27 protein-coding genes are annotated in these 23,891 nt (G+C 31.2%); 23 read left to right on the top strand and 4 right to left on the bottom strand.

What is annotated here, in order from left to right; all coding sequences use genetic code 11:
- Positions 1-327 precede the first annotated feature (327 nt).
- The gene (locus tag U472_RS10165) at positions 328-1,101 is read left to right on the top strand and encodes a methyl-accepting chemotaxis protein (RefSeq protein WP_068718113.1); all 774 of its coding nucleotides are present in this window, start codon (positions 328-330) and stop codon (positions 1,099-1,101) included.
- A 305-nt stretch (positions 1,102-1,406) separates the two neighbouring features.
- The gene (locus U472_RS10170) at positions 1,407-2,129 is read left to right on the top strand and encodes a class I SAM-dependent methyltransferase (protein ID WP_068718115.1); all 723 of its coding nucleotides are present in this window, start codon (positions 1,407-1,409) and stop codon (positions 2,127-2,129) included.
- A gap of 109 nt (positions 2,130-2,238) precedes the next feature.
- On the opposite strand, the gene U472_RS10175 is transcribed toward U472_RS10170, so the two are convergent.
- Positions 2,239-3,585 (bottom strand): hypothetical protein, encoded by a 1,347-nt coding sequence (locus U472_RS10175; protein WP_068718117.1) that lies wholly within the window; start codon positions 3,583-3,585, stop codon positions 2,239-2,241.
- Positions 3,586-3,717: 132 nt separating this feature from the next.
- Here U472_RS10175 and U472_RS10180 point away from each other — a divergent pair, with 132 nt between their 5' ends.
- Positions 3,718-4,497: a ZIP family metal transporter gene (locus tag U472_RS10180; protein ID WP_068718119.1), complete on the top strand. Its 780-nt coding sequence runs from the start codon at positions 3,718-3,720 to the stop codon at positions 4,495-4,497.
- A gap of 39 nt (positions 4,498-4,536) precedes the next feature.
- Here the strand turns inward: U472_RS10180 and U472_RS16300 are convergent, their stop codons facing one another.
- Positions 4,537-5,733 carry a restriction endonuclease gene (locus U472_RS16300; protein WP_176714143.1) on the bottom strand — a complete coding sequence of 399 codons (1,197 nt, stop codon included), beginning with the start codon at positions 5,731-5,733 and terminating at the stop codon, positions 4,537-4,539.
- A 607-nt stretch (positions 5,734-6,340) separates the two neighbouring features.
- Here U472_RS16300 and U472_RS10190 point away from each other — a divergent pair.
- The 17 genes from U472_RS10190 (at position 6,341) to U472_RS10270 (ending at position 20,608) form a co-directional block, all read left to right on the top strand.
- A complete protein-coding gene (locus U472_RS10190; RefSeq protein WP_068718121.1) occupies positions 6,341-7,819 on the top strand; it encodes an ATP-binding protein in 1,479 nt (492 codons plus the stop codon).
- Between the two features lie 227 nt (positions 7,820-8,046).
- On the top strand, positions 8,047-9,006 hold the full coding sequence (locus U472_RS10195; protein WP_083189861.1) for an RNase H family protein: 960 nt from the start codon (positions 8,047-8,049) through the stop codon (positions 9,004-9,006).
- Between the two features lie 430 nt (positions 9,007-9,436).
- On the top strand, positions 9,437-10,693 hold the full coding sequence (gene larAH6, locus U472_RS10200; protein WP_068718123.1) for a nickel-dependent malate racemase, LarAH6 family: 1,257 nt from the start codon (positions 9,437-9,439) through the stop codon (positions 10,691-10,693).
- Between the two features lie 65 nt (positions 10,694-10,758).
- The gene (locus U472_RS10205) at positions 10,759-11,325 is read left to right on the top strand and encodes a hypothetical protein (protein WP_068718125.1); all 567 of its coding nucleotides are present in this window, start codon (positions 10,759-10,761) and stop codon (positions 11,323-11,325) included.
- Positions 11,326-11,623: 298 nt separating this feature from the next.
- Positions 11,624-12,532, top strand: coding sequence for a carbohydrate kinase family protein (locus U472_RS10210; RefSeq protein WP_068718127.1), 909 nt, complete (start codon positions 11,624-11,626; stop codon positions 12,530-12,532).
- A gap of 280 nt (positions 12,533-12,812) precedes the next feature.
- On the top strand, positions 12,813-13,259 hold the full coding sequence (locus tag U472_RS10215; protein WP_068718129.1) for a DUF3795 domain-containing protein: 447 nt from the start codon (positions 12,813-12,815) through the stop codon (positions 13,257-13,259).
- Positions 13,260-13,409: 150 nt separating this feature from the next.
- A complete protein-coding gene (locus U472_RS10220; protein WP_083189862.1) occupies positions 13,410-14,630 on the top strand; it encodes a type II secretion system F family protein in 1,221 nt (406 codons plus the stop codon).
- 281 nt (positions 14,631-14,911) lie between these two features.
- Entirely contained in the window at positions 14,912-15,247 is a 336-nt protein-coding gene (locus U472_RS10225) for a hypothetical protein (RefSeq protein ID WP_068718131.1), read from the top strand.
- A 50-nt stretch (positions 15,248-15,297) separates the two neighbouring features.
- Positions 15,298-15,768, top strand: a complete 471-nt coding sequence (locus tag U472_RS10230) for a type II secretion system protein (protein ID WP_068718132.1) — start codon at positions 15,298-15,300, stop codon at positions 15,766-15,768.
- A 69-nt stretch (positions 15,769-15,837) separates the two neighbouring features.
- On the top strand, positions 15,838-16,251 hold the full coding sequence (locus U472_RS10235) for a type IV pilus modification PilV family protein (protein WP_068718134.1): 414 nt from the start codon (positions 15,838-15,840) through the stop codon (positions 16,249-16,251).
- A 28-nt stretch (positions 16,252-16,279) separates the two neighbouring features.
- The gene (locus tag U472_RS10240) at positions 16,280-16,717 is read left to right on the top strand and encodes a hypothetical protein (RefSeq protein WP_068718136.1); all 438 of its coding nucleotides are present in this window, start codon (positions 16,280-16,282) and stop codon (positions 16,715-16,717) included.
- A gap of 12 nt (positions 16,718-16,729) precedes the next feature.
- Positions 16,730-17,080, top strand: coding sequence for a hypothetical protein (locus U472_RS10245; protein ID WP_068718138.1), 351 nt, complete (start codon positions 16,730-16,732; stop codon positions 17,078-17,080).
- A 29-nt stretch (positions 17,081-17,109) separates the two neighbouring features.
- Complete coding sequence (gene pilM, locus U472_RS10250) at positions 17,110-18,072, top strand: type IV pilus biogenesis protein PilM (RefSeq protein WP_068718140.1); 963 nt, start codon at positions 17,110-17,112, stop codon at positions 18,070-18,072.
- The gene (locus U472_RS10255; protein ID WP_068718141.1) at positions 18,065-18,568 is read left to right on the top strand and encodes a PilN domain-containing protein; all 504 of its coding nucleotides are present in this window, start codon (positions 18,065-18,067) and stop codon (positions 18,566-18,568) included. Before pilM ends, U472_RS10255 begins: the two co-directional genes overlap by 8 nt.
- A 2-nt stretch (positions 18,569-18,570) precedes the next feature.
- A complete protein-coding gene (locus U472_RS10260) occupies positions 18,571-19,083 on the top strand; it encodes a hypothetical protein (RefSeq protein WP_068718145.1) in 513 nt (170 codons plus the stop codon).
- 33 nt (positions 19,084-19,116) lie between these two features.
- Positions 19,117-19,638, top strand: a complete 522-nt coding sequence (locus tag U472_RS10265; protein WP_068718147.1) for a hypothetical protein — start codon at positions 19,117-19,119, stop codon at positions 19,636-19,638.
- A gap of 382 nt (positions 19,639-20,020) precedes the next feature.
- Positions 20,021-20,608, top strand: a complete 588-nt coding sequence (locus U472_RS10270) for a L,D-transpeptidase (RefSeq protein ID WP_141677975.1) — start codon at positions 20,021-20,023, stop codon at positions 20,606-20,608.
- A 183-nt stretch (positions 20,609-20,791) separates the two neighbouring features.
- Here the strand turns inward: U472_RS10270 and U472_RS17055 are convergent, their stop codons facing one another.
- Together U472_RS17055 and U472_RS10275 are read right to left on the bottom strand one after the other, a co-directional pair.
- A complete protein-coding gene (locus U472_RS17055; protein WP_141677976.1) occupies positions 20,792-20,992 on the bottom strand; it encodes a hypothetical protein in 201 nt (66 codons plus the stop codon).
- A gap of 158 nt (positions 20,993-21,150) precedes the next feature.
- Positions 21,151-21,381, bottom strand: coding sequence for a DUF1657 domain-containing protein (locus tag U472_RS10275; RefSeq protein WP_068718151.1), 231 nt, complete (start codon positions 21,379-21,381; stop codon positions 21,151-21,153).
- A 194-nt stretch (positions 21,382-21,575) separates the two neighbouring features.
- On the opposite strand from U472_RS10275, the gene U472_RS10280 reads away from it, so the two are divergent.
- From U472_RS10280 to U472_RS10290, 3 genes are all read left to right on the top strand, one after another.
- Positions 21,576-22,124 carry a DJ-1 family glyoxalase III gene (locus U472_RS10280; protein WP_068718153.1) on the top strand — a complete coding sequence of 183 codons (549 nt, stop codon included), beginning with the start codon at positions 21,576-21,578 and terminating at the stop codon, positions 22,122-22,124.
- A 153-nt stretch (positions 22,125-22,277) separates the two neighbouring features.
- Positions 22,278-22,979, top strand: a complete 702-nt coding sequence (locus tag U472_RS10285; RefSeq protein WP_068718155.1) for a DUF3794 domain-containing protein — start codon at positions 22,278-22,280, stop codon at positions 22,977-22,979.
- Positions 22,963-23,865: a DUF3794 and LysM peptidoglycan-binding domain-containing protein gene (locus U472_RS10290; RefSeq protein WP_425415778.1), complete on the top strand. Its 903-nt coding sequence runs from the start codon at positions 22,963-22,965 to the stop codon at positions 23,863-23,865. The genes U472_RS10285 and U472_RS10290 overlap by 17 nt, the downstream gene beginning before the upstream one ends.
- Positions 23,866-23,891: the final 26 nt, after the last annotated feature.

A 23,891-nucleotide genomic window follows, 5' to 3' on the forward strand; every position in this document is an offset into this window, starting at 1 on the left:
GTTTAAGATGTGTTTTGGAATGGATAGTTATATTAATTATAACTGAGATTATTGGTAATATCTATGCTATATTTCACATATAGATAAATAATCTCTATTTATTAGAGTTTTTTAGGAAGGAGAGACAATAAAAATTAGAATTTTACTCCCTAAACCATTACTTTAGTTAAATTGTAAAAATTGACAGCTATTATTCTTATCTACTAAATTACCTAAAATAATGATAAGTATCTTGACAGTAAGTCTCTTTTTTTATAGAATAAAACCAAGTAAACAACTCAGAATTATATAAATTTATAAGTTTATAAGACAAAGGAGATGGCTAAGATGCTAGGAAGGGGTAAATTAAAAGCAGAAATCAGAAGATTAGAATCAGAAAAATTAACTTTAAGGTCTGAGTTAGATGCTAAAGATAAGGAGCTTGAGCTTCTAAAAGATAAGTTAGTTCAAAAGGAGAATATTCAAAATAAGCTTGATGATTATAAGGATAATCTTAAAAATCAAGTAGAAAAGATGAAAGAGGAGGATAGATGGATAATTGGTGTGGTCAATCAGATCAATAATAAAGCAACTCTAGTGTTAGAGGAGAATAGGGTGGAAGAAGAGATTATAAAGAGTATGAAAGATGATTTAAAGGGTTCGATGCTGAGGTTAGATGACTTTCATAAGGTGTTTAATCAGTTACATGGTGAGATTAACAATATCTCTAAATTTGTAGAGCAGATTAAAAAGATTGCTGATCAGACCAATATGTTAGCCTTAAATGCTGCTATCGAAGCTGTTCGAGCAGAGCAATCAGGAGCAGGTTTTTCAGTTGTAGCAGAAGAGGTTAAGGACTTATCCTTAAGAACAGGTGATTTGTTGAAAGAGATTATTGATAGTACTAGAGAGATATATAAACAATTAGCTGAAGCTAAAGGTGGAATCAAGGAACTTGATTTACATATGGATAAGAACCAGAGGGTAGCTTGGCAGCTAGAGAGCCATTTTAATAATGTAGTTGAATTGATAGATGGTATCTTTATGATGGTGGGTAGAATTAATGAGGCTGGAGAAGAGCATTTGGATTTAGGAAATAATATTATAAAACTGTTAAATTGAAAAAATGGATTCGATTTCGAATCTATTTTTATTTTTATAATCTCTTAAAGTGACCTTAATCACAGTAAATACTTTCTTTATCTGTTATTATTAACTTAAAGTTGAGGGATAGTAAAGAGTGATAAGTAGGTAGGTGGTTGGTTAGGTTAAAGCCAACTACCTATCAAAGATCAAAAAAAGTCCGATAAGATTTCTATATTATTAAATTAATTTTGCTATTAATACAGTACATAATTGATAAAAAAGTAATTTAATACTTAAAATAGTTATTAACAGCTAAAAATAAAATATAGAGAGGTGTTAAGATGAAGTTTTATGAAGAGTTTAGTCTTTACTATGATTATATCTTCCCTTTAAAAGAGAAGAAATTAAAGTTTCTAATGGATAATCTCCAAGATAATGGAAAGGCCTTAGACTTGGCTACAGGAACAGGAAATTATGCTATAGCCTTGGCTAAGGAAGGCTATCAAGTGTCAGCTCTGGATTTGAGTGAAGAGATGATAAATTTAGCTAAAGAGAAGGCTTATGAAGAGCAGGCAGAGGTTGATTTTAGAGTAGATGATATGCTCAATCTAGATAAATTATACCAACCAGCAAGTTTTGATTTGATAAATTGTATAGGTAACTCATTGGTACATCTAGATAATCAAGAAGAGATAAGAGAATTGATAAATAAAAGCTATGACTTGTTAAAAAAGAAAGGTAAATTAGTCCTACAGATTGTTAATTATGACAGGATCTTAGCTAAAGAGATTAAGAGTCTACCTACTATAACAGGACCTAATTCTATTGTAGAATTGGTTAGAGACTATGAGTTTAGAGAGGGAAAGGTAGATTTTAAGACTCGCTTGACTACTCCTAGGGGAGAATTTAAGAATTCGGTCTTATTATATCCTTTAGAGTCTGATCTGTTAAAGGAGTTATTGTTAGAAGCAGGCTTTAATGAAGTCAAATTTTATGGTGATTTTAATTATAGTCAATATCAGAAGTTAGATTCATTTCCACTGGTAGTAGTGGCAGATAAATAAAGAAAAAGGGGATAATCCCCCTTTTTCTTTGAATAAATCTTAATTTTGATTAAGTCCAAGATTAAAGTTAAGTTCTATTAATACTTCAATTTAAACTTAGACTCAATCTTTAAATAGGATAATGAAGACTACTATAAGCTAAATCAATTCTTAAACTCTCATTACCAGTAATATTGTGTTCTAATTTGAATCTGTTCAACATTTCTTTCCATTCTTCATCAGAGACATTCTGATATTCTCCCTTTAGCCTTTTTAACCTCAGCTCCCTCAAGTTTGGATATTTTCTTTCTAAATTCTTACTCATTAGATAACCTCCTTCATCTAATTTGAACTTTAGATTATGATTAATCTCTATTAATGAAGCAGCTTGTGATATAATCCACAGTTTAGCTAAATCGATTTCTGGATTGATAATTATCTCTTCTTCTATAATATGAATCTCTTTAGAATTTTGTGTCAATCGATTATTAAATAAGTTCCAACAAAAAGGAGTCAAACTTAGATTATTACCCCTTATGTTAAATATATTCAATAAATTAAATATTTTTCCTCTTTTTCTAATATCAAAATTTAATTCTTCTATAATAAAGTCTATAGGAATCTCTTTATTTAAAGGATAATGAATTAAGACTGCAATTATTTCTCTTATCTTTCTAACATTATGGGGAAAGAAGATATCTAAGAAATCTAGAATCTTTTCTGAATACTCTGTGTTTAACCATCTATTAAAGTTATTCCTTAATTTGAGGTTATTTAAATAGATTAATCTCCGTTTATGGCTATAATCTAAAATGTAATTTAATAATTCTTCAGTATTAAAATCAGTGAAGTTGATTTTACTAAGGTAAGATAATAGTTTATCTTTTATATCTTGGTTGCTTAATCTACTATTTTTAGATAGTTTATTGGCATAACCTAATACCAAGACTGAATACATAAAGAAGTTAATATCAGGCTTCTTTTCTACTGAGATTGCCTGATTTAATAATTCAGGAACCTTTATTTTAAGCTCTTTTTTGATTGGCTTTTTCGCATTTCCACTAATAATATCATCATTAATATCCTCTTGTTTAACAGATCTATTATTTATATTTAAGGGAGTCTTCTTTACTTTAAAATTCTCCTCTATAATATCCTTTAAATCCTTTGGTAAGTAATAGAAGTTATTCTCTTCATAGAGAAATCCCAAGTTATTTAATTGTTGATATATATTAGATTCAAGTACTTTCTTATTTATTGATTCTGTAGAGGTTAAACTCTTTAAAACCCTAGTTGCTTGTGGTGATAATTCTGTATTTACTATCTTTTGAAAGTAAGTAGAATTAGATAATTTATCTTTTAATTGATTGCTCAACCAGTTTTTTGAGAAGGTTGGGGTATAGTAGATATTATGTTTTTTGGCAATTTGATCTAATAATTTGGGAGAACTCTTCTTTAAGTACTCTATTAATTTCATATAATGACCTCCTTTACTATTCATCAGTAGGTGAAGTTATGATATATATTTATGCATAGCTATTTTAATATATTCTATTTTTCATCACAGGAATCGAATCCTTGAATATTATGGAGTAATGGAGGTGATTGAATGGTTGAATCTTTATCAACTTATAATATTCTGACTTTAGGTATCTTGGCAAGTTTAGCTGCTGGATTAGCCACAGGTGTTGGAGCTCTACCAATCTTTTTTACTAGTAATATCCCTAAGAAGGTCTTGGATACCTCTTTAGGCTTTGCAGCAGGGGTAATGTTAGCAGCAACTTCTTTTAGTTTAATTATTCCAGCTATTGAGAGTGCTGGGGGAAGTATTAAAGGGGCTACTATAACCTTATTAGGTATCCTAGCAGGAGGAGGTTTTCTAGATTTAGTAGATAAGTTCTTTCCAGATACCAATCTGTTAGCTAGCTCTACTGATGAAAATTCCAATTTGAGAAGGGTTTGGCTCTTTGCATTAGCGATCACTATACATAACTTTCCAGAAGGATTGGCAGTAGGGGTTGGCTTTGGTGATGGTAATATAGCCAATGGTCTAGGTTTAGCAATTGCTATTGGATTACAGAATATTCCTGAAGGTTTAGCGGTGGCTATCCCTTTTGTAAGAGAGAAGGTAGAAATTTGGAAGGCTTTTCTTATAGCATTATTAAGTGGATTGGTAGAGCCCCTTGGAGGGTTATTAGGTGTAGGGTTGGTACAGGTATCTAAATCATTATTACCTTTTGCTTTGGCTTTTGCAGCAGGAGCGATGTTATTTGTTATCAGTAATGAGATTATACCAGAAAGTCAAAAAGATGCTACATCAAATATATCTACCCATGCTATCTTGATTGGTTTTGTAATTATGATGTTCTTAGATAATGTCTTAGGATAAAATAAGAACCTCCATTTCTGGAGGTTCTTATTTTATCCTTTAATCTAGTTCATGTAAGTAGATAGGTGTATACTTTAGTGCTTCCTTTAACCTTTTTCTATCCCATAACTCTATATTGTTAGATTTAGCCAGTTCTTTAGCGGATAGGGTAAAGGAGCTATTGGTGACAACTATCATCCTTTTACAATTATAGAATCCTTTGGCAGCAACTACTCCTTGAATAGCTGTATTATTTAGAGTATTTTTATATTTTTTTGCCTGAACTACAGTCTTGACGTTGAATTTTTTTAAGATAAGATCAGCTCCTTGGTTTCCGCTCCCTCCAATATGTTTAACATTATAGCCTCTTTTTTCAAAGAGGAGCTTAAGAAATCTTTCGAACTCTTTACTTGACATCTTATCAACATCACCAATCTCTAGTAAGGAAAAGGAGATCTTTTGTGATGCCATAGCTTGATAGACCTTTATAGCATTGCGCTTGATTGTTATCTTTTCTATCTCACTTTCAATTTGAGCTTCTAATTCCTTATTTTTTAAGGGGGTATTCTTACTAAATGCTAATTTTTCTAGAAAGTTAATATATTTAGTATTATTTTCAAAGGTATCTACATATGCTTTACTCCACTCCTGAACTGTAGGGTTATCAGCTAAGCTTGGATTATTCTCTAAAAAGAAATTATTAAAATCTTCCTCTCTTCTTTTTAAATAAGCAACTTTAGCCTTTTTATATAATTCTCTTTTATTAACTTTTATCTGCAATTTATCAAATATATAATGAAGGCTGTTAATCTTCTCTTCAGGTATATCTGCTATGCTTGATCTAAAAGAGTAATCTAAATTGCTTTCAATAAAGCGCAATATTAGTTTTTCAAAAAGCAGTGGTAGTAATAGATCTTTTTTTAGCTTGATATTCTTCTTTTTCAATAAATATTGTAGACTACTTATACTTTTAGAAAAAGGATGTGTCTCATTAATGTGCATAGAATTAATCTTAAAATAATTATCAATAAAATTATCTATATATGGATCTGCTTTTTCAATTAGTTCTGTTTTTTGAGAACTCTTGTATCTTAGCCCAATCATAGAGAGAATAAGGCTTAATAAAAGTAATGAAGGTATTGGATAAATAACTAGGGAAAATCCTATCATCACAGCAATTAGCGAGGTTAAGATTAATAATACAAACCTAGCTAGATTATTAATGTTAAAATTTAGGTTAAATGGTCTGTTGATCATAATATACCAACTCCTTAATAAAATCATCATATAATAATTCTGTACGAAAAGATATTAATTATACACCATTAATTAAAGTTAGTCACTTATAGATTCTAAAAATAAGAGGTTAACTTTAATCTAATCTAAAGTTAGATCTTTATTAACATATAGATTGTAGTATAAATTTAAGTCAAATTATTTGACTATGTAGCAATTTATATATGAAAAATTTTCTTTATAATCCCAAAGAAATTGATTTAAAAATATTAGTGCTAAGATAGTTTATTTACATTTTATGGAAATAAACAGAAAAATTCACTCTTATACTGGATTATTAATTTAATGTTTAAAATAAAATGAAGGATAATTGAATTGTTCGTACAATATATAAAAAGTAGAAATTAATGGAATAATGTCCATTAAGCAATAGATTATAGTAAAATTAAGCTATTTCGTAGAGAAAAAATAAAGAATATATATAGTGTTTTTATAATCTTTTAGATATATTTATGGTTTAGTTGTATTTTTGGAAGGTCTTCAGAGAGTAATGACTCAATGATATTTTATGGTTTGCTTGGCTAATAATAGGACTTATGAGATTTTAAAATCAGTGGGAGGAAGTGAAATGGAAGAAGTTTTAATTTTTTTAATTAATAATTTTCCTGGATTAGCTATAATTCTTGATGATGAATACAGAATTCAAAGAGGAAATAAACAATCTTATGACCTATATAAAAAAGTAAAAGGAGAGACAGTGGATCCTCATCAATTAAGGAATCAAGATTTGAGTAATTTTCATCCATTAGGTAAAGTAATAGGCTTAAAGGCATTATCTACAGGTAAACCTAATTATGGTTACATAGAGTATAATTGGGGGAATATGCAGAAGAATATCTTGTATTGTGATATTCCAGCAAAATTAAAGGATGGTTCTCAAGGGGTAGTGGTCTTAAATTTTGACTTTCCTAAGCCAATTAAAGATTTAAAAGGTATAGTTGATGCTTTTTATCAGAACTATGATATCTATTTTAGTCAGTTAGAGATAAGTTTATTTGATACAAAGGGTAAAGTTTTATATGTTAATAAAGCAGTTTTAGATAATGCAGGGTTGGAAAATGATGATGAATTATTAGGAGAGAATTTATTTAAAAGCGAAAAAAGTTATATCTCTAAAGAGAATGGAAATAGTATTTTGGGTGATTTTATCTCAAAGGGAGATTTTTTACATACTAAATTATATATTAGTAAAGAGAGTAAGATAAATAATGGTTGTCAATCTAGGGTGCTTGAAGTTATTTGCTTTCCTATTGAGATAGAGAGTCATCTTTTAGGATCAATCTGTATTGGTATGAACTTAGGACAGATTAGCAAATATTCAAATCAAGTTAAACAATTTGAGCGACTTGAAAATATTAGAGAGATGGCTTTTCGGGTTATTCATGAAATCAGAAATCCTCTACAGGAGATATTGGCTGTAGCAGAGCTTGGTAAAATAAAATCGAATCAGGATGAAATTGAGTCTTATTTTGAGCATATTAAATCTGGAATAAGCTGGATTAATGACTTATTAAATGACATTGTCCAAATATCAGATCCTAGTTCTTTGAGTTTAGAAGAGGTAGAACTGGATATAGTTTGTCAAGAGATATTAGATGATATTTCCAAAAATTATAAGGACATCTGCTGGGAATTTTCAATTGAAAGTATGAAAACAGTCTTAGATAAAGATTTGTTTAAAGAGATTATAATACATTTAGTGGATAATGCTATAGATGCTTTAGCTAATAAAGCTGAAGAGAAGAAGATTACAATAAATTCCTCATTGCAAGGAGGAGATATTCTATTTAGTATCTATAATTCTGGAAATAAAATTCCAGAGAGGATTCAAGATAGTATCTTTGATCCCTTTACTTCAACTAAAGGGAATAATGGGACAGGCTTAGGACTAACAGTAGTTTATTATATTATCACTAAAGTATATCAAGGGGATATTTGGTTTGAAAGTAATGATGATGGGACCACCTTCTTCTTTAAAATAAAAAGATATACAGAAAAAGTAAAGGTTCCTTCTATAAATAATACCGATTATAAAGGAATTAAATAATTATTTAAGACTTTCTATTCCTAAATTATGAGTTAGATATAATCCATTTTCTGTTAAGAAGAAGTAAAAAGGTGAGATTTTAGGCTAAAATAAGTAAAGCTATTAGTGAAAGCCTCTTGGGGTCATTAATGGTTTTTTTAATTCTAGTTATTTTTAAATTTGATATATCTAGCATCTTTTAATATAATTAACGTAATATTAAATTTAATTTCAGGAGGAATAGAATAATGGCTTATAGATGTGAGGAGCAGTTAAAAGTTAAAGCTAATCAATTTCTTAAAAAGCTAAAAGAAGAGGGAATAGAAGGCGAGATTAAGCAGATTCGTGACTATTTGATTAAGTTAGCTATTATAGTTGAAGATGAGGCATGTGGGTATTTAAACCTCTATTATAGCCCTAAAAAGGATAAATATACCCTAAAGACTAATGAGTTAAAGCAAAAAGAAGTTAAAAAAAAGGTATTAATAACATGGAATTGTGGCAACCTTAGCTCTAAACTAGCAACTGAAGAAGAGTATAAAATATATGTTGATGGCTCTTATTTAGATGGAAAGATAGGTTATGGATTAGTAGTTTTGAAAGATGATAAGGTTATTGATGAATTATCAGGCTATGTTAGTGACCCTGATGCTCAAGATTCTAGGCAAGTAGGTGGTGAATTAGTAGCAACTAAAGAAGCAATTAGGTGGTGTCAGAGTAGAGGTATTAAGAGAGTTGCTATTTACTATGACTTAGATAATATTAAGAAATGGGCTACTGGAGAGTATAAAACTCGTAAGCCTTTAACTCAAAATTTTAAAGAGTTTATAGATAGTACCAACATTAAAATTAGCTGGCATAAGGTTAAGGCTCATACAGGAGTGAAGTGGAATGAGCGAGCCGATGAATTGGCTAAAGCAGGAGCAAATAGTCAAGGTGCTACAAAGAAGAATGGTTTAGTAGATGATTTGGAGGAGAAAGCTAAGAAGTTTAGTGATTACTTACAAAGAAGAGGATATTCTGTAAATTATAAAGGTATTTATAATTCACAAGCAGCTAAGTTAAGTTTAGATGATGGCTTTCAGGATATAGGTCATTTGAATATTTATAATACTAAAAAGCTTCATTTAGTGCCAAAATATCATGAGTTAAGGGATAAATCTAAGCAAAGTGAATTAGAGGAATTGTGGCAGGAGTTTTTGGGTTGAAAATAAGCTCCTGTTTGATAGAACTTGTTAGTTATTAGCAGGTGTTATTTTTATATTTATAGCTTCTATTTATAATAAAAATCTATTGATGATTATTTTATTTATGATAAAATAAGAACAAATTAGATAATAATAGGTTTTATGGTAATGATCTAGGCTGAATGCTAATAAGGAGGTATAGTTATGGGAGATGAGGTAATGTCTCAAGAAGAGATTGATGCATTAATCGAACAAATGAAGAATAAAGACTAATCCATCTTTTGATTTTTTAAACTGTACCTTAAAACAGGTATAGTTTTTTTTAAAAGATATAGTTACTTTATGATTGGTCACTTATGACTAATTATAAAAAAAGGAGAAAGATAACTTTCATCTAAATATATAATATAAAATTAAGTAAAGAATAAAAAAGAAGATGGAGGAGTAGAGTATGAAGTTAAAGTATGGAGAAGAAAAAGTAGCTTTAAATCTAGATTTGCTAGGAAAAGAGGTAGAAACATTATTGCCTAATGAGAAGGAGGGTGTAACAGATCCTTTAGCAGCTGTTAAAGCTAGTTTAGCTAACCCTATCAAATCTTTGCCCTTAGATAAATTAGTAAAGGAGAAGTGTCCTAAAAAGGTAGTCATAGTAGTCAATGATGTTAGCAGATTAACACCTTATGATTATATGTTACCACCTTTATTAGAGAAGTTAGAGAAGGGTGGAGTAAAGAGAGAAGCTATTACCTTTATTATCGCTACAGGTATCCATGAACCTAATACTGAAGAGCAGAATAGAAGAATCTTTGGTGATGAGATAGTTAATAATTATCGCTTAATCTCCCATGATCCTGATAATAATCTAGTCAATTTAGGAGAGCTAAGTTCTGGGAATACTTTATTGCTCAATAAAGAGGTTGTAGAGGCAGACTTTTTAATTACTACTGGAGTAATAACAGCCCATTATTTTGCAGGGTTTTCAGGAGGGCGTAAATCTATCTTACCAGGGGTAGCAGGAAGGGAGAGTATCCAAAGAAACCATGCCCATATGGTTAATCTACTTGGCAATCTGCCTACGATAGAAGATAATCCTGTCAGCCTAGAGATGATTGAAGCAGCTAATAAAGTGGGAGTAGATTTTATTTTGAATGTGGTTACAAATAGTAAAAAAGAGATAGTAGAGGTAGTAGCAGGTGATTTAGAAGCAGCTTGGTATCAAGGGGTAAAGACTTCTGCTCAGATGTATCATGTTCCAATTAAAGAGAAAGTAGATGTAGCAATAGTCAGTGCAGGGGGATATCCAAAGGATATTAATATCTATCAGGCTCAAAAGGCTTTAGATAATGCAGATTATGCTGTTAAAGATGGTGGAACGATAGTACTTTTAGCAGAATGTCGAGCAGGTTTAGGAGAGGATGTTTTTGAGGAGTGGTTAAATACTGCTAAAAAACCTGAAGATAATATAGAAAGAATTAAAGAACGCTTTGTAATTGGTGGTCATAAGGCCTTTGCTATTAGTAAGGTGGCTTTGAGTAAGGAGTTTATTTTAATCTCTGAATTCAATCAAGAGATAACAGAGTTGATGTTTGCTAAGAAGATGAATAATTTAGATGAGGCATTATCTTATTTAGATAAAAAATACAATAATAAATATAGTGCTATTATTATGCCCCAAGGAGGATTAACAGTACCAGTTATTAAAAGCTAATCTCTTTTGATATCTAATTTAGTTAGATAGATTATATGTTGGTGAAAATCGGAAGGAGGAGTAAGATGATTGAGTTAAAGAAGGTAGATGCTTTTTCTGCAGCAAAGGTCTATTTATTAACAATATTACCTTTATTGTTATTTGGGTTTTTATTGAATTTGGCTGTAATGTTAGTAGAAGGTGGAATAAATTTAGCAGAAATATTAATGACCATTGGTCAGATTATCTTCGCTTTTATAGGTACTTTTATTTCTGCTAAAATTTACAACTTTATTGCAGATAGATTTGGTGGCTTAAAGGCTGAAGTAATTAGTTTAGACTCAAAACTATCTAGGGGGAGGAAGACTAGGATGATAGAGGTTAAAAGACTTGATATTAAATCAATTATAAAGGTATATGGGATTATAGCAGCAGCTATATCATTGATATTTGGGTTATTTACTTTGCTTGCTGGTCTGTTAGCTAATGATGTGGCCTTGGTGGGGCTTGGTGTAGTTAGCCCAATCATTTATATTGTTTTTGGAGTAATATTCAGTGCTATTGTGGGCTGGCTTTATAATTTTATTGCTGTTAAGTTCGGTGGAGTTAAAGTAGAGTTGGAAGGAAAGATTGAGGAGGATTCTATTGTTTAGATTAATTAAAAGGCTGATTGGATTTCCATTACGGTAGTGATTTTAGTAATAGGTATTTTTGTTTATAGCTTGTATCAAAGTGAAGAAAAGGTAATAGTGATAAGGTTGAGGTCTTAAGGAAGGTAGGAGAAGAGTTATTGAGGGAGAAACCCATTATGATAAGATCCTTGAAGAGTTAAATAAGCTAGAAATTGATAGCTCTAAAAAGGACTTGATGAAGCTAAAGAGAGAATAATAAAAAGGGTATGGGATTGTTCCATACCCTTAATTTTAAAGAGAAGGATGATGTAGTGAAGTCATGAAAAAGATATTGATCTCAGGATTGACCAATATTGAAACTACTTTGCAGATTAAAGGTTTTCCATTAGATTATAACCCTATTAATTACCCCTTCTTTGGGGTTAATAGTAGGGTTTCAGGTGTAGGGTATAACTTGGCTAAGGCTTTAAAGAAATTAGGAAGTGAGATTGATTATATCTCCTTAATAGGAGCTGATTTGGCAGGGAAGTCTGTCAAAATGACCTTTGAAGAGGAAGGCTTATCTACAGATTATATTATTGATAGCTTAGAGGCTACCCCACAATCGGTAATCCTTTATGATAAAGAAGGAAGACGGCAGATACATACTGATTTAAAGGATATTCAAGATAGAGTATATCCTGAAGAGATATTTGATAAACTTGTTAAAAAAGCTTCTATTCTCTGTCTAACCAATATTAATTTTTCTCGCCCTTTTTTGAAGAAGGGTTGTGAATTGAACAAGGTGATTGCTACAGATGTCCATACTATTGAGGATTTAAATGATGAATATAATCGAGATTTTATGGAGTATGCAGACATTCTTTTTATGAGTGATGAGTTATTACCTATGCCACCTAAACAGTGGGTTCAGAAGTTATGGGATGAATTTGGAACAGAGATTATAGTAATTGGTTTGGGCTCTAAAGGAGCCTTACTTGCAATCAAAGAGGATGATTTTATAGAAGTGATTCCAGCAGTCAAGACTAGAGGGGTTGTTAATACTGTAGGAGCAGGAGATTCATTGTTTTCTTGTTTTGTCCACTGTTATAATAAAGAAGCTAATCCTTATAAGGCTATTAAGAAAGCTATAGTATTTGCCTCGTATAAAATTGGTGCTACATCAGCTTCAGAAGGGTTTTTGGCTGAAGAAGAATTAAATCAACTTTATAAAAAGTTAAATAAATAAAAATAAATTTTATGAAATTGACCATAGTAGCAGGAGTTTGCTTATATTATGGTCAATTTTATTTATGCTAAAAAGTAAAAAAGATAAATTACTGCTTATTCATCATTTTTATAGTCTCCAAGTCTAAAGTGAGATTTTTAATACTATCTATTATTGATTACTGTCATTATCATTTACTGAATTTGGTTAGAAATCTTGTATAAAGAGCCTCTTTAAAATAAGTATATTATTTTTGGAAGGTTTAATTATCAAAAGTACCATTAAAAAGGGGAATAGGTAAATGGAAGAAATTATAGGCTGTTGTGGTCACAAATGTAATCTTTGCTTAGCTTACAGAGAAAACATTGCCAGTAAAAGTGATCAAAGAAGGCTTAGTGAAGGATGGTTAAAGTATTTTGGTATAGATATTCCTGCTGATGAGGTCTATTGTTATGGTTGTTCTATTTATAATGAAGGTACAAAGAGAATTGATAAAGATTGTAAAGTTCGTAGTTGTACAATGGAGAAGGGATTAGAGAACTGTGCTAGCTGTAATCAATATCCATGTACTCAATTATTAGTGAAGATGCTCGAGTATAAAGTTATATTAGATGAGTCCAGTGCCAAAATTCCCTTGGAAGATTATCAAGATTTTATCAAGCCATATCAGGGTAAGAAGGTGTTAGATGGTTTAAGGGATAACTCACCAAGCAAAGCAAAAAAGAGGCTGGTTAATGGGATGAGATAGTTTCATTTCCTAATCAGTTCATTAGATAAAAAGAATCTAAAAGAGGGATTTATATAAGTATGTAGTATTGTATATGTTAGAAGAGGCAGTGATTGAAATAGAAATTAAGCTCTATTAGGTGATAGATGATTAATTTAGCAAGGGGTGAGGGTGATAGATAAGGTATTTAATTACAGAGTTAGAGATGATAGTAGCAAGGTATTATCAGGTCATCTTAGAGCCCAGAATAGAAAAGTAGCTATTAGATATTTGAGAAATCAAGGTTATTATGTAATTGAGATAGAGGAGAAGAAAAGCTTATTTAATCTTAGTTGGTACTATATCTTTAATAGATTCAAGAAGGTAGATTTAAGGGAGTTGGCAATCTTTTTAAGACAATTTGCTACTATGGTAGAGTCAGGGATACCTTTAATTGCTGCTTTAAAATTATTATCTGAAGAGATGGAGCATTCCAAGATGAAAGCTACTCTGATTAATCTTAGAAAGAATGTGGAGCAAGGGATGTATTTGGCTGATGCTTTAGAAAAGGAGAAGCACGTTTTTCCTGAAATATTGATTAAAATGGTAGCAACAGGGGAACAGATTGGAGTTTTGGCTTATGTTTTAAATGAGATGAGTGAATATTTTATAAGAGAACGGAAGTTTAAAAGAGAATTGCTCTCTATTATCTCTTATCCTGCTATTATCTTGGTGATGACAATAGTATTAGGTCTGTTTATTGTGACTAATATCTTACCTAAGTTTGTTAATCTCTTTGCCAAAATGAGATTAGAGCCACCTTTACTTACTAAGATATTACTAGCAACGGGTACTTTTATAGTAGAGTATTGGTATCTATTGATATTGCTTTTTAATCTGTTAGTTTTAGCTCTAAATTGGTATTATCGACAGGATCAAGGTAGGTATAGAATAGATAGTTTACTTTTAAAGCTACCTATTGTTGGAACTTTGATTAAGAAGATAGAGATTACTCGCTTTACTAAGAGCCTTAGCCTATTATCTAAGAGTGGTCTTCCTATTATTCAGTCTTTGGATACCTTAAGTGGCATTGCCTACAACTCAGTTCTCGCCAAGACAATTAGAGAGGCTAAGAGGGATATCCAAGGTGGTATGAGTTTGACAGCTACTTTAAAGGACAACCCTTTCTTTTCAGAAATTGTAATTAAAATGATAAAAACAGGAGAAGAGACTGGAAGGCTAGAGGAGATGTTACTTAGGATATCTGAGCTTTATGAAGAAGAACTAAGGGAGAAATTGGATGGGATTATGTCTATACTAGAGCCTGCTTTGATGCTTCTGTTAGGGCTTATTATTATATTTATTATTTTCTCTACAATGATGCCTATGTATCAAATGATTAATCAGGTTTAAGGTGACGGTAGATTAAAGTTAGTAATTATTAATTTGATTTTTATAGAGATAATTTGTTCTGTAATTTTAATATAAATTATAATGATTAGTTGAAGTATTGCACACTTTGACTTTAAAGAGTAATCAAAAATTATTAAAATATCTTTCGGAAAGACCTATCATTTTAATTCTCAATTCCTAATCTGTCAGAATAGCTCTTAAATGTAGCAGTTCTTCTACTAGCACAAGGTTTAATTAGTCTTATAAAAATAGAAATAATTATGGAATCAAGGAGGAATTAGATGCTTAAAGATGAGACTGTGGTTAAGCATCATTTGAATCTCTTGGAGAATTTTAATCAAGCATTAAAGGGGGAATATGGTAGATATCCTAATGGAGTAAATAGTAAAGCTATTCCTGATGTTCTCAAAGATTATGCTCCAGTAGATAATAACTATAAGTATATTTCTAAGAATTTAGATGATAAGAACTTCAATAATGATCCTACTGATGATTCTTTCAATTCTATTACTTATATAATCTATTACGATTTAAAGATTGGCGGGCAATATTACTATGTAGATAGTTTGGATCAAAGAGTGAAAAGAAGTAAGGAGATACCAACTTTACCTAATTAAGTTAGGCAGTATAATAATTAATTTACTATTTACTATAAAAGGAGTTTGTTATGTTCAATCAATTCCAGAATGAAGATGGGTTTACATTAATAGAGATTATGATAGTAATTTCAGTTATTGCTATTTTATTAGGAATGGTTATTCCTAATGGTACAAAAGTTCAAGAGAAGTCTGAGCTTACTGTGATTAAGAAGCAGTTGAAGACTTTAAAGAGCTTTAATGAGATGTTAAAAATAGAATATAAGAATTATCCTAGTTACGGTAATAGTAACTATCTGCTACCAGATGCTTTACAAGAGTATGTACCTTTGGAGGATAATAATTATAAATATTTATCTGATGGAAGTAAGGATATAAATAATTGTGATGGAATTTTCAATGAATTTGGAGAGAGAGCTGATGTCTTTGGAGCAACCAAATATATTATTTGGTATGATAATAAGGTTGGTGGCAGGTACTATTATATAGATAGTTCTAGCTATGAGATTGAAAGTAGTTTAGGGAAGCCAAGCTTACCTTAAGTGGATATAGGTATTAAATCTTTACCCAGCATAGTGCTGGGTAAATTACTTTATTATTAGAGGTGGATTATGTTTAAATCTCAAGAGGGATTTAGTCTAATAGAGGTTTTAATTGCCTTAGTGGTAGTGAGTATAATGGTCAGTGGGCTGTTGGATTTTTGGACAATCAATGATAGGTTAATTGATAGGACAGGTATTAGGTTGCAGGCATTAAGGCTGGCTAAGATGAGTATTGAGAGATTTAAAGCCGAATTGCTAAAAGGTGATAAGAGTAAAGCTTTTATCGAAAGGCTTAAAGAGATAAGGATTAAAGAGGAAGAAGAAGAGAGGTATTTTAAAAACTGGTATCCAGAAGTTTCTTTTGAGAGGGAGATAAGCTTTGAACAAAAGAATTTCAACAATTCTAATAGTTATTGGGTTGTGGTTAAAGTCAGTTGGGATAATAAGAGCTTAGAGCTTAGGCGATTATTTGCTGACCATTAAGTCTCTGCTAAGGAGGTAATAAAGTAGAATGTTTAGTAAAGAAGGTGCTTTTAGTCTAGTAGAGATATTGATCATAATTACAGTAATAGGAGTCATTCTATCTCTGCTTTACAATTTACAGCTGGTAGGAAGTAATCTTTGGGCAAGAGATGCTAATAGGTTAGAGTTGCAACTGAATTCTATACTTTTTCTTAAGCGAATTAACCGAGATTTAAGAGAGTCTGTGGATATTAGTTTATTTGCTGACAATTCAATTTTGACAATATATCTAGATGGTGGAGAGTCAATCAAATATTTTTTTAGACAGACTGCTATCTACCGAAATGAAGAGAAGATAATTACTTGTGTTGAATCAACTCCCTTTCGATTAGAGAATAATAATGGCTTATTGATTATAAATTTAAGTTTAAAGAAGGATACGGAAAGTTATCGATTGATAGATAAAGTTTCTATAAGAGATCTTTAAGAGGGGATTAAGATGCTAAAGCAGGAAGATGGTGCTATTACTATATTTGTTCTATCTATATTTTTGGCCTTAATAATTCTAGTGGGAGGAGTTATTGAACTGATTACCAGTCAATTTATTTTACTAGAGAAGGAAGAAGATAGCTTGCAGGCACTTTATTTGGCTGAGTCTGGGTTAGAGCAGGCAATTGTGAAAGTTGAAGCAGGAGAATTCAATGGTTTTACAACAGAAGAAATTACAGTTGATGAAGAGTATAGTGGTACTTATCAGGTGATTATCACTATTAAAGATGGTGAATGTCAGGTGATTTCTACTGGAAGATTTAAAGGTAAGCAGCATGTATTAAAGATAACAATTGATTGAGCTAAAGTTAATTAAAGGGGGTTAATAAGTTGTTTAGTAGAATAAAGAGTTTATTTGACCCCAAGGTGCTGGGGATAGATTTTGGTGATAAGTTGATTAAGTTGGTTGAAATAGAGAGGACTACTAAGGCTATTAAATTTAAGAAATTAGCGCTCATAAAGAATAATGGTATGATCGTTCATGGAGAGATTCAAGACTTTCCTAAATTAAAGAAGAAGCTAAAGGATGTAATTGCTGAGAAGGGGATTAGAGCAAAAAAGGTTGTAACTGCAATCAGTAGTGAGATGATAACTAAGACGATTATTGAAGTTCCAATTATGCCCCAAGTTGATTTAGATAAGGTGCTACCCTTAGAGTATGAGTATTATGCTACCTTGCCTTTAAAGCAGATATCCTTCCAATACGAAATCTTATCGGAGAGTAATGGTAAGTATAAGGCTTTAATCATGGGGGTAAAAAGGAGTATAATATATGATTACTTAAATTTATTTGACAAATTGGAGTTAAAGCCTCTAGCTATCGAGGCAGAGTTTATGGCATTGGCTCGCTTTATTAAGAGCTTATCTAGTGCTGAACAGCAGAACTGTTGTATTATAGATCTAGGAAGTAATACTACTGACGTCTCTATTATTCATCAAGGCAAGGTTATCTTTAATCGTACTGTAGAATCTGGAGAGGATGATTTTAATTCTATTGAGCAACTATCGACCTTTAGAAAATTGGCTACTAAGGTTTATCGTTGTTTGGATTACTTTGAGATTAAGTATAGAGATTATCAGATTAATAAGGTGCTGTTGATCGGTGCTAAGAAGGAATATACAGGTTTTATTGAAGAGCTATCAAATGTTTTAGGTATTGAGATAGATGAGATCTCTTGGGGAAGTAGATTAGAGATAGATTTAAACTCAGAAGATATGAGGCTTTATCAAGAGAATAAGGATATATTTACAGTAAGTATCGGGTTAGCGTTAAGGGGTGAGGGAGATGGTTGATTTTATACCAATAGATTATAAAAGAAGGAGAGTAGGAGGGCCTAAAGTTTTTGAGATTTCTGCTCTATTCTTAATTATAATTATATTCTTCTTAGATATCTTTCTATACTTCAACCTTTATAGAGAGAAACAGAGAGTAGCCGATAAGCTGGAGCTTGCTAGTGCTAGATTAGAGATAGTAGACAGGCGACTTGATGCTCTTGATTTTCAAAAAAGAGTCAGCTTTAAGGTTAATTGGGCTTTAATTATGGAGAAATTAAAAGAAATAATTCCTCAGAATCTAGTTATAGAGAGCTTTAGCGTTAAGGAGGATAATTCTTTTGAACTTAAAGGTTATCTAACTGAGAGTGATGAATTTCTTCTATTTATAGATAAGATAAGTAGCTTTGAGTATTTTCAAAAGGTGATTATTGAGCACAGTCTGGAGAGTAGAGAAGCCAAGATGAATTTGATTGAGTTCAAAATTAGAGGTGAAATAATTCAAGTAGGAAGGTGAAGATGATGAAGTTTGAGCTAAGTAGGAGAGTAGAGACTAATAGAAGAATTAAGGTAATTATCATGATTATTATCTTTATCTTATTTAATTCTCTTTATTATATTAGATTTTATCAACCTTCCAGAGGTTTTTTATTACAAAGTAGCAAAAGATTAGTAGAGCTTCAAGAGGAAATTGTAAATAGAAATGTAAAGCTTGCTAAAGAAAGTAAGAATAAAGAAGATAAAATAGTACTTTTAGAAGAGGATAAATTAAATTCTTTTATAGTTAAATTAAATAAATCAAGCTTTGGTCTTAAAAAGGACTTCTTTAGTTTAGAGATAGGAGAGCTTAAAGAGAATAAACTGATAATTAATGTTAAGCTACAGAGTGATTATAATAATTTTCTAAGTTATTTAGAAGGATTAGAAGAATTTCGATATTTAGAGATAAAGACAATTGATATTAAGGGTGATGAAATTTCTCGGGATAGCTTAGATATAGAAATGAAGATGATGGTAACTATAGCTAATTAGTAATAGGTAATTAAAGAATAGAGGTGGATTTGGATGAAGGGGAAGAAGATGGTTAAAGGTATACTATTATTAGCATTAGGGGTTATAGTATCTTATCTATTTAAGCTATGGGGCTTTGCTATTAATATATATCTTCCAATTGAGATAACAGTCTTATTAGCAGGGGTTCTCTTAGGTCCAATCTATGGACTGATTTTAGGAGCTTTAGATCCACTATTGATTTCTCTATGTATTGAAAGTCTAAGACTCTCTTTGATATTGTTGATGATAACTAAGCTGGGGGTTTATGGGTTGTTGAGTGGATTGGTATATCGAGAATTTAATATATTGACTAGTTTAATTAGTGCAATTATTGGAGGCAAGATTATCTTTTGGGTAGGATTTTGGACAGCCATCAGGTTATTTAAGGTAGAGCAATTGATTAGTTTAATCAGTAAGGAAAGTTTATTAGTTGGATTTTATAGTATTATGATTCAAATAATATTAATACCAGTTATTATAACAGTAATTAATAAGAAGTCTAGCCCTAAGGTAGATTATAAATTAAGGGTTTAGAGATATTTAGATTAAGTTTCAATTTTAGGCACCTTAAGCTGAGGTGCTCTTTTTATTATAAAGAAATTAAAAATTATCTTTTGGCTGCTAATGGTTAAAAATCTTCTAAATACAGATAATAAGTAACAGTTAAACTGATATCTGAATTTGGAGGTGTAGTAATATCTTATCTAAACTAGATGATCACAAATACATATTAGGACTATTATTTATACTTATTGTCATTTTGATCTGGACAACACTAATACTAATTGATAGTTATAGTCCTGTAGTAAAAGATAAACAAGAGTCTTTCAGTAATAGGGTAAGAAATGAGAAGTATAATTATCAAGAGATTCAAACTTATCTTGAAAATAATTCCTGGAATAAAAGAGAGAAGAGGATGATTAACAAGAGTGCTATGTTGAACAAAATTAGAACGGCACTTTTATTATATTTAGAAGATAATCATCAGCTACCTCAAAACCTTAATGAGTTATTAGGAGAATATTTAATTGAAGTTCCAGTTGATAGAGATATTCTAAGCTATACTAATAGTAGGATCAATCTACTGAAGGATATTACTAAGATCTTAAAGGAGAGTAATTTGAATCAGAATAAACTTTCAGCTTTTAAGCCCTACAGTCTGCTAGTAGATAGTTTAGCTAAGAGAATTTATCTGATGCAAGGAGAGAATATAGTTAAAGGTTATCCAATTGGAGTGGGTGGAGTAGAGAGTCCTACTCCAAAGGGTGAATTTAGAATTAAGAATAAATTGAAGTTATCAGGGAAAGAGCAGAAAGTTTATGGTGATTATTGGATAGGAATTGATCTTTGGACTAAGGGTGGTGGTTATGGAATTCATGGAAGTACTGATCAAGAAGTTCCAGTTAGTAAACAGAACTCTCGAGGGTGTATTAGAATGAGAGCAGCGGATTTACAGGAATTATATCAATTAATTCCACTTAGAACAAAGATAATTATTAAATAAAGGATAAATTTCAATGGGATTATAAGGTGATGAATAACGGGTGAATGTAACTGGAAAAAGAGTTATATTAGCTACTCGTTATTCACTTTATCTCTCCTTTATTAAATAATCTAAAATAGACTAGCAGATGAAGAATACAGATGTAAGTGGTATTATAATTATAATTGTTTGCAGTTTAATAATTTATAGATTGATATTGGTAAATGACCCGAAACTATTCAATCTATAGAGCTGATTGAAATTAAAAATGGTATTTAGGGAATGCTTAGGTGTAGTAAAAGAATGGCAAACTAAATAGATAGAAGTAAATAAGAAGAGAACAAGTAATAGATAGATTAATCCTTTAATTGTCGATGAAACTAATTTATCTAATAAGTTAACCATATAAATAACTCCTTTTTTCCTTGATTAGGAACTTTTAAAATAGTTTTTGTTAAATAAATAGTTTTTATACTGTTAATTTTTACCAATAAATTAAGTTTATATTAAAATAGGAGAGAGTAGATTCACTCTCTCCTACATTAATTTAGAAATTTATATGATTATTGCTGTGGATTTTGTTCATTTTGCCCAGTTTTAAATTGTGGCTCTTGGCTCTCTACATAATTAACTCTGTTGCGTAACTCATTTACAACATTAGCAACCTGCTGAGCATGTTTATTATACATATCTTGTGCTATCTTATCTTGAGTATCTTGAGCAAATCCCTCTAAAGTAACTCTAGCAGTTTCTAAACCATTTAGAGCTTTGTGCAAATCTTGTCCGACTGTCATTTATCTATCACCTCCTTTTTACACTAATATGATAACCTTTTAATAAGAAAATATAAGATGTAGATTAAGTGAGGAGAGAAAAGATATACCATAAATTAAAGAGGAGTAGATAAAGGTATTTTAGTAATTATAAAGAATGGCATTAAGTGATAAGATAAATGAAAGGTACTATAATAGAAAGGAGAGAAAATTCAATGACTAAAGTATTAATTCCTTTAGCTGAGGGCTTTGAAGAGATTGAAGCTATTACTAATATTGATATTTTACGGAGAGCAGGCTTGGAGGTTGAAACTGCCTCCTTAGGAGGTTTAGCTGTAACTGGTGGTCATGATATTATAATCAAGGCTGATAAGAGAATAGATGAGGTTAACAGTGAAGATTTGGTAGGAATTGTCCTGCCAGGAGGAATGCCTGGAGCAGCCAATCTAAGGGATGATAGTAGGGTTATTAGTTTAATTCAAGAGTTAGCTGGAAAAGAAGCCTTAATTGCTGCTATCTGTGCTGCCCCTATAGTGTTAGAGGGGGCAGGAGTAATCAATAATAGAGTAGCGACCAGTTATCCAGGCTTTGAGCAGGAACTGGAATCTTGCAACTATCTACAAGATAGAGTGGTAGTTGATGGTAATATTATTACAGGTCGTGGTCCTGGAGTAGCTGTAGAATTTGCCCTGAAGTTAGTAGATTACTTAGTAGGTAGTAAGAAGGTAGAAGAGCTAAAAGCTACAATGCTGACAAATTTTTAGTTTAATAATCATGATGGTAATAAGCAAGCAGAAATTCTTTGTTTCTTATTACCATTTTTATTTATCTATTTTAATGATTTTAATTATTAATTATATCTTTTCTTATTACATATATTTATAATATATCTTTAGTTTTAAGAAAGGAGAGGTAGGATGATTGACTTTAAAGAAGAGCAAGTTAGAGTAGAGTATCTTATTGGAGAAGATACAGTTAGAGAATCTATTACTAATGAGGTCTCCATACCAGTTGCAGCTAAGCCAGATATTGAGGAAATTCTGAAAGTAAAGGCTGACTTAATGGGAGTTGTGGCTACTGTAGAAGATGGTGGAGTAACCATTGATGGGATGATTGAGGTGGGTGTAATGTATGTAGCCGATACCCCAGAGGGTGATCAGCCAGTTCACTTTTTTGAAGGAGAACTTACCTTCACTAACTTTGTAGAAATTCCTGAAGCTGAAGAGTATATGGATACTTATGTCGATGTTGATATCCTAAAGGTAAATTATAACTTTGTTGATAATAGAACTGTAGAGGTTTCTGTCATACTTAGAAAGTTTGTCAAGGTCTTTGATTATCGTCAAATTACTGTTATCAGTGAGATAGAGGGTATTAGAGAAGAGTTAGTAGAGAAGGAATTGCTTAGAATAGAGCATGTTGTTGGAGAAAATACTTATCAAACAGTTATAGAAGGGATAATTGATGTTCCAACCCAAAAGCCTGATATTGAAAGAATATTAAAGGTTAATGGTGCTTTAATAGAGGATGAGATAGCAGAGGTTATAGATGATGCTATAATTGTTGGAGGTGTATTTAGAACTGATATTACTTATGTAGGAGATACTCCCAGAAGGTGATCAACCTGTTCATGCTTTTGAAGGTGAAGTAGGACTTAGCCAAGTTATTGAGGTTGCAGGTGCTAAAGCAGGGATGAATGCTTATGCTGATATAACTATTAAGCGCTGGAACTATAATATTGTTAATGGAGACCAGCTTGAGGTAAGAGTTTTAGTAGACATCTTTGTTAAGGTAACTGAAAGTAAGCAGATAGAGATTGTAACAGCTATTAATAGTGATGAAGTAGAGGTTGAAGAAGAGTTATTACGAGTAGAAGAGGTAATTGGTGAGGATACAGTAACTGAAACCATCACTGTAGAGATTAGTCCTCCTGATGTTAAGCCTAATATTGAACGAATATTACAGGCTGATGGTCAATTATTCTTACCAGTATGTACAGTAGAAGAAGGTGGTGTCTTGGTACAAGGACTTATTGTAGCAGGAGTGCTTTATGTAGCAGATACCCCAGAAGGTGATCAACCTGTTCATTTCTTTGAAGATGTCGATGAGTTTGAAAACTTTGTGAGTATTCCTGGGGCAGAAGAGGGGATGTTCTGTTATGGGAATATAGATATTAAGGAGGTTCGGTCTAGCCTAGTAGATAATAGAACTGTAGAACTCTCTGTTATCTTGACAAAGTTTGTTAAGGTAACTAACTTTAAACAGCTTACTATAGTAACTGATATAATTGGAGTTACTCCTAGAGATGATCGTGATAAGTCTGAAGATACCTCCAAAAGAGAATATACTGTTAAAGCAGGAGATACCTTATATAAGATAGCTCAAAGGTTTGGAACTACCATAGATGCAATTATAGAAGAGAATAATATAGTAAATCCTGATTATCTTGAAGTTGGTCAAAGATTGATAATTCCAAAATCTATGATTGATAATCCTAGAGGATAATAGAAGATAAAAAATAAGTGAAGCTC

This window comes from Orenia metallireducens (assembly GCF_001693735.1).
Lineage (GTDB): Bacteria > Bacillota > Halanaerobiia > Halobacteroidales > Halobacteroidaceae > Orenia > Orenia metallireducens.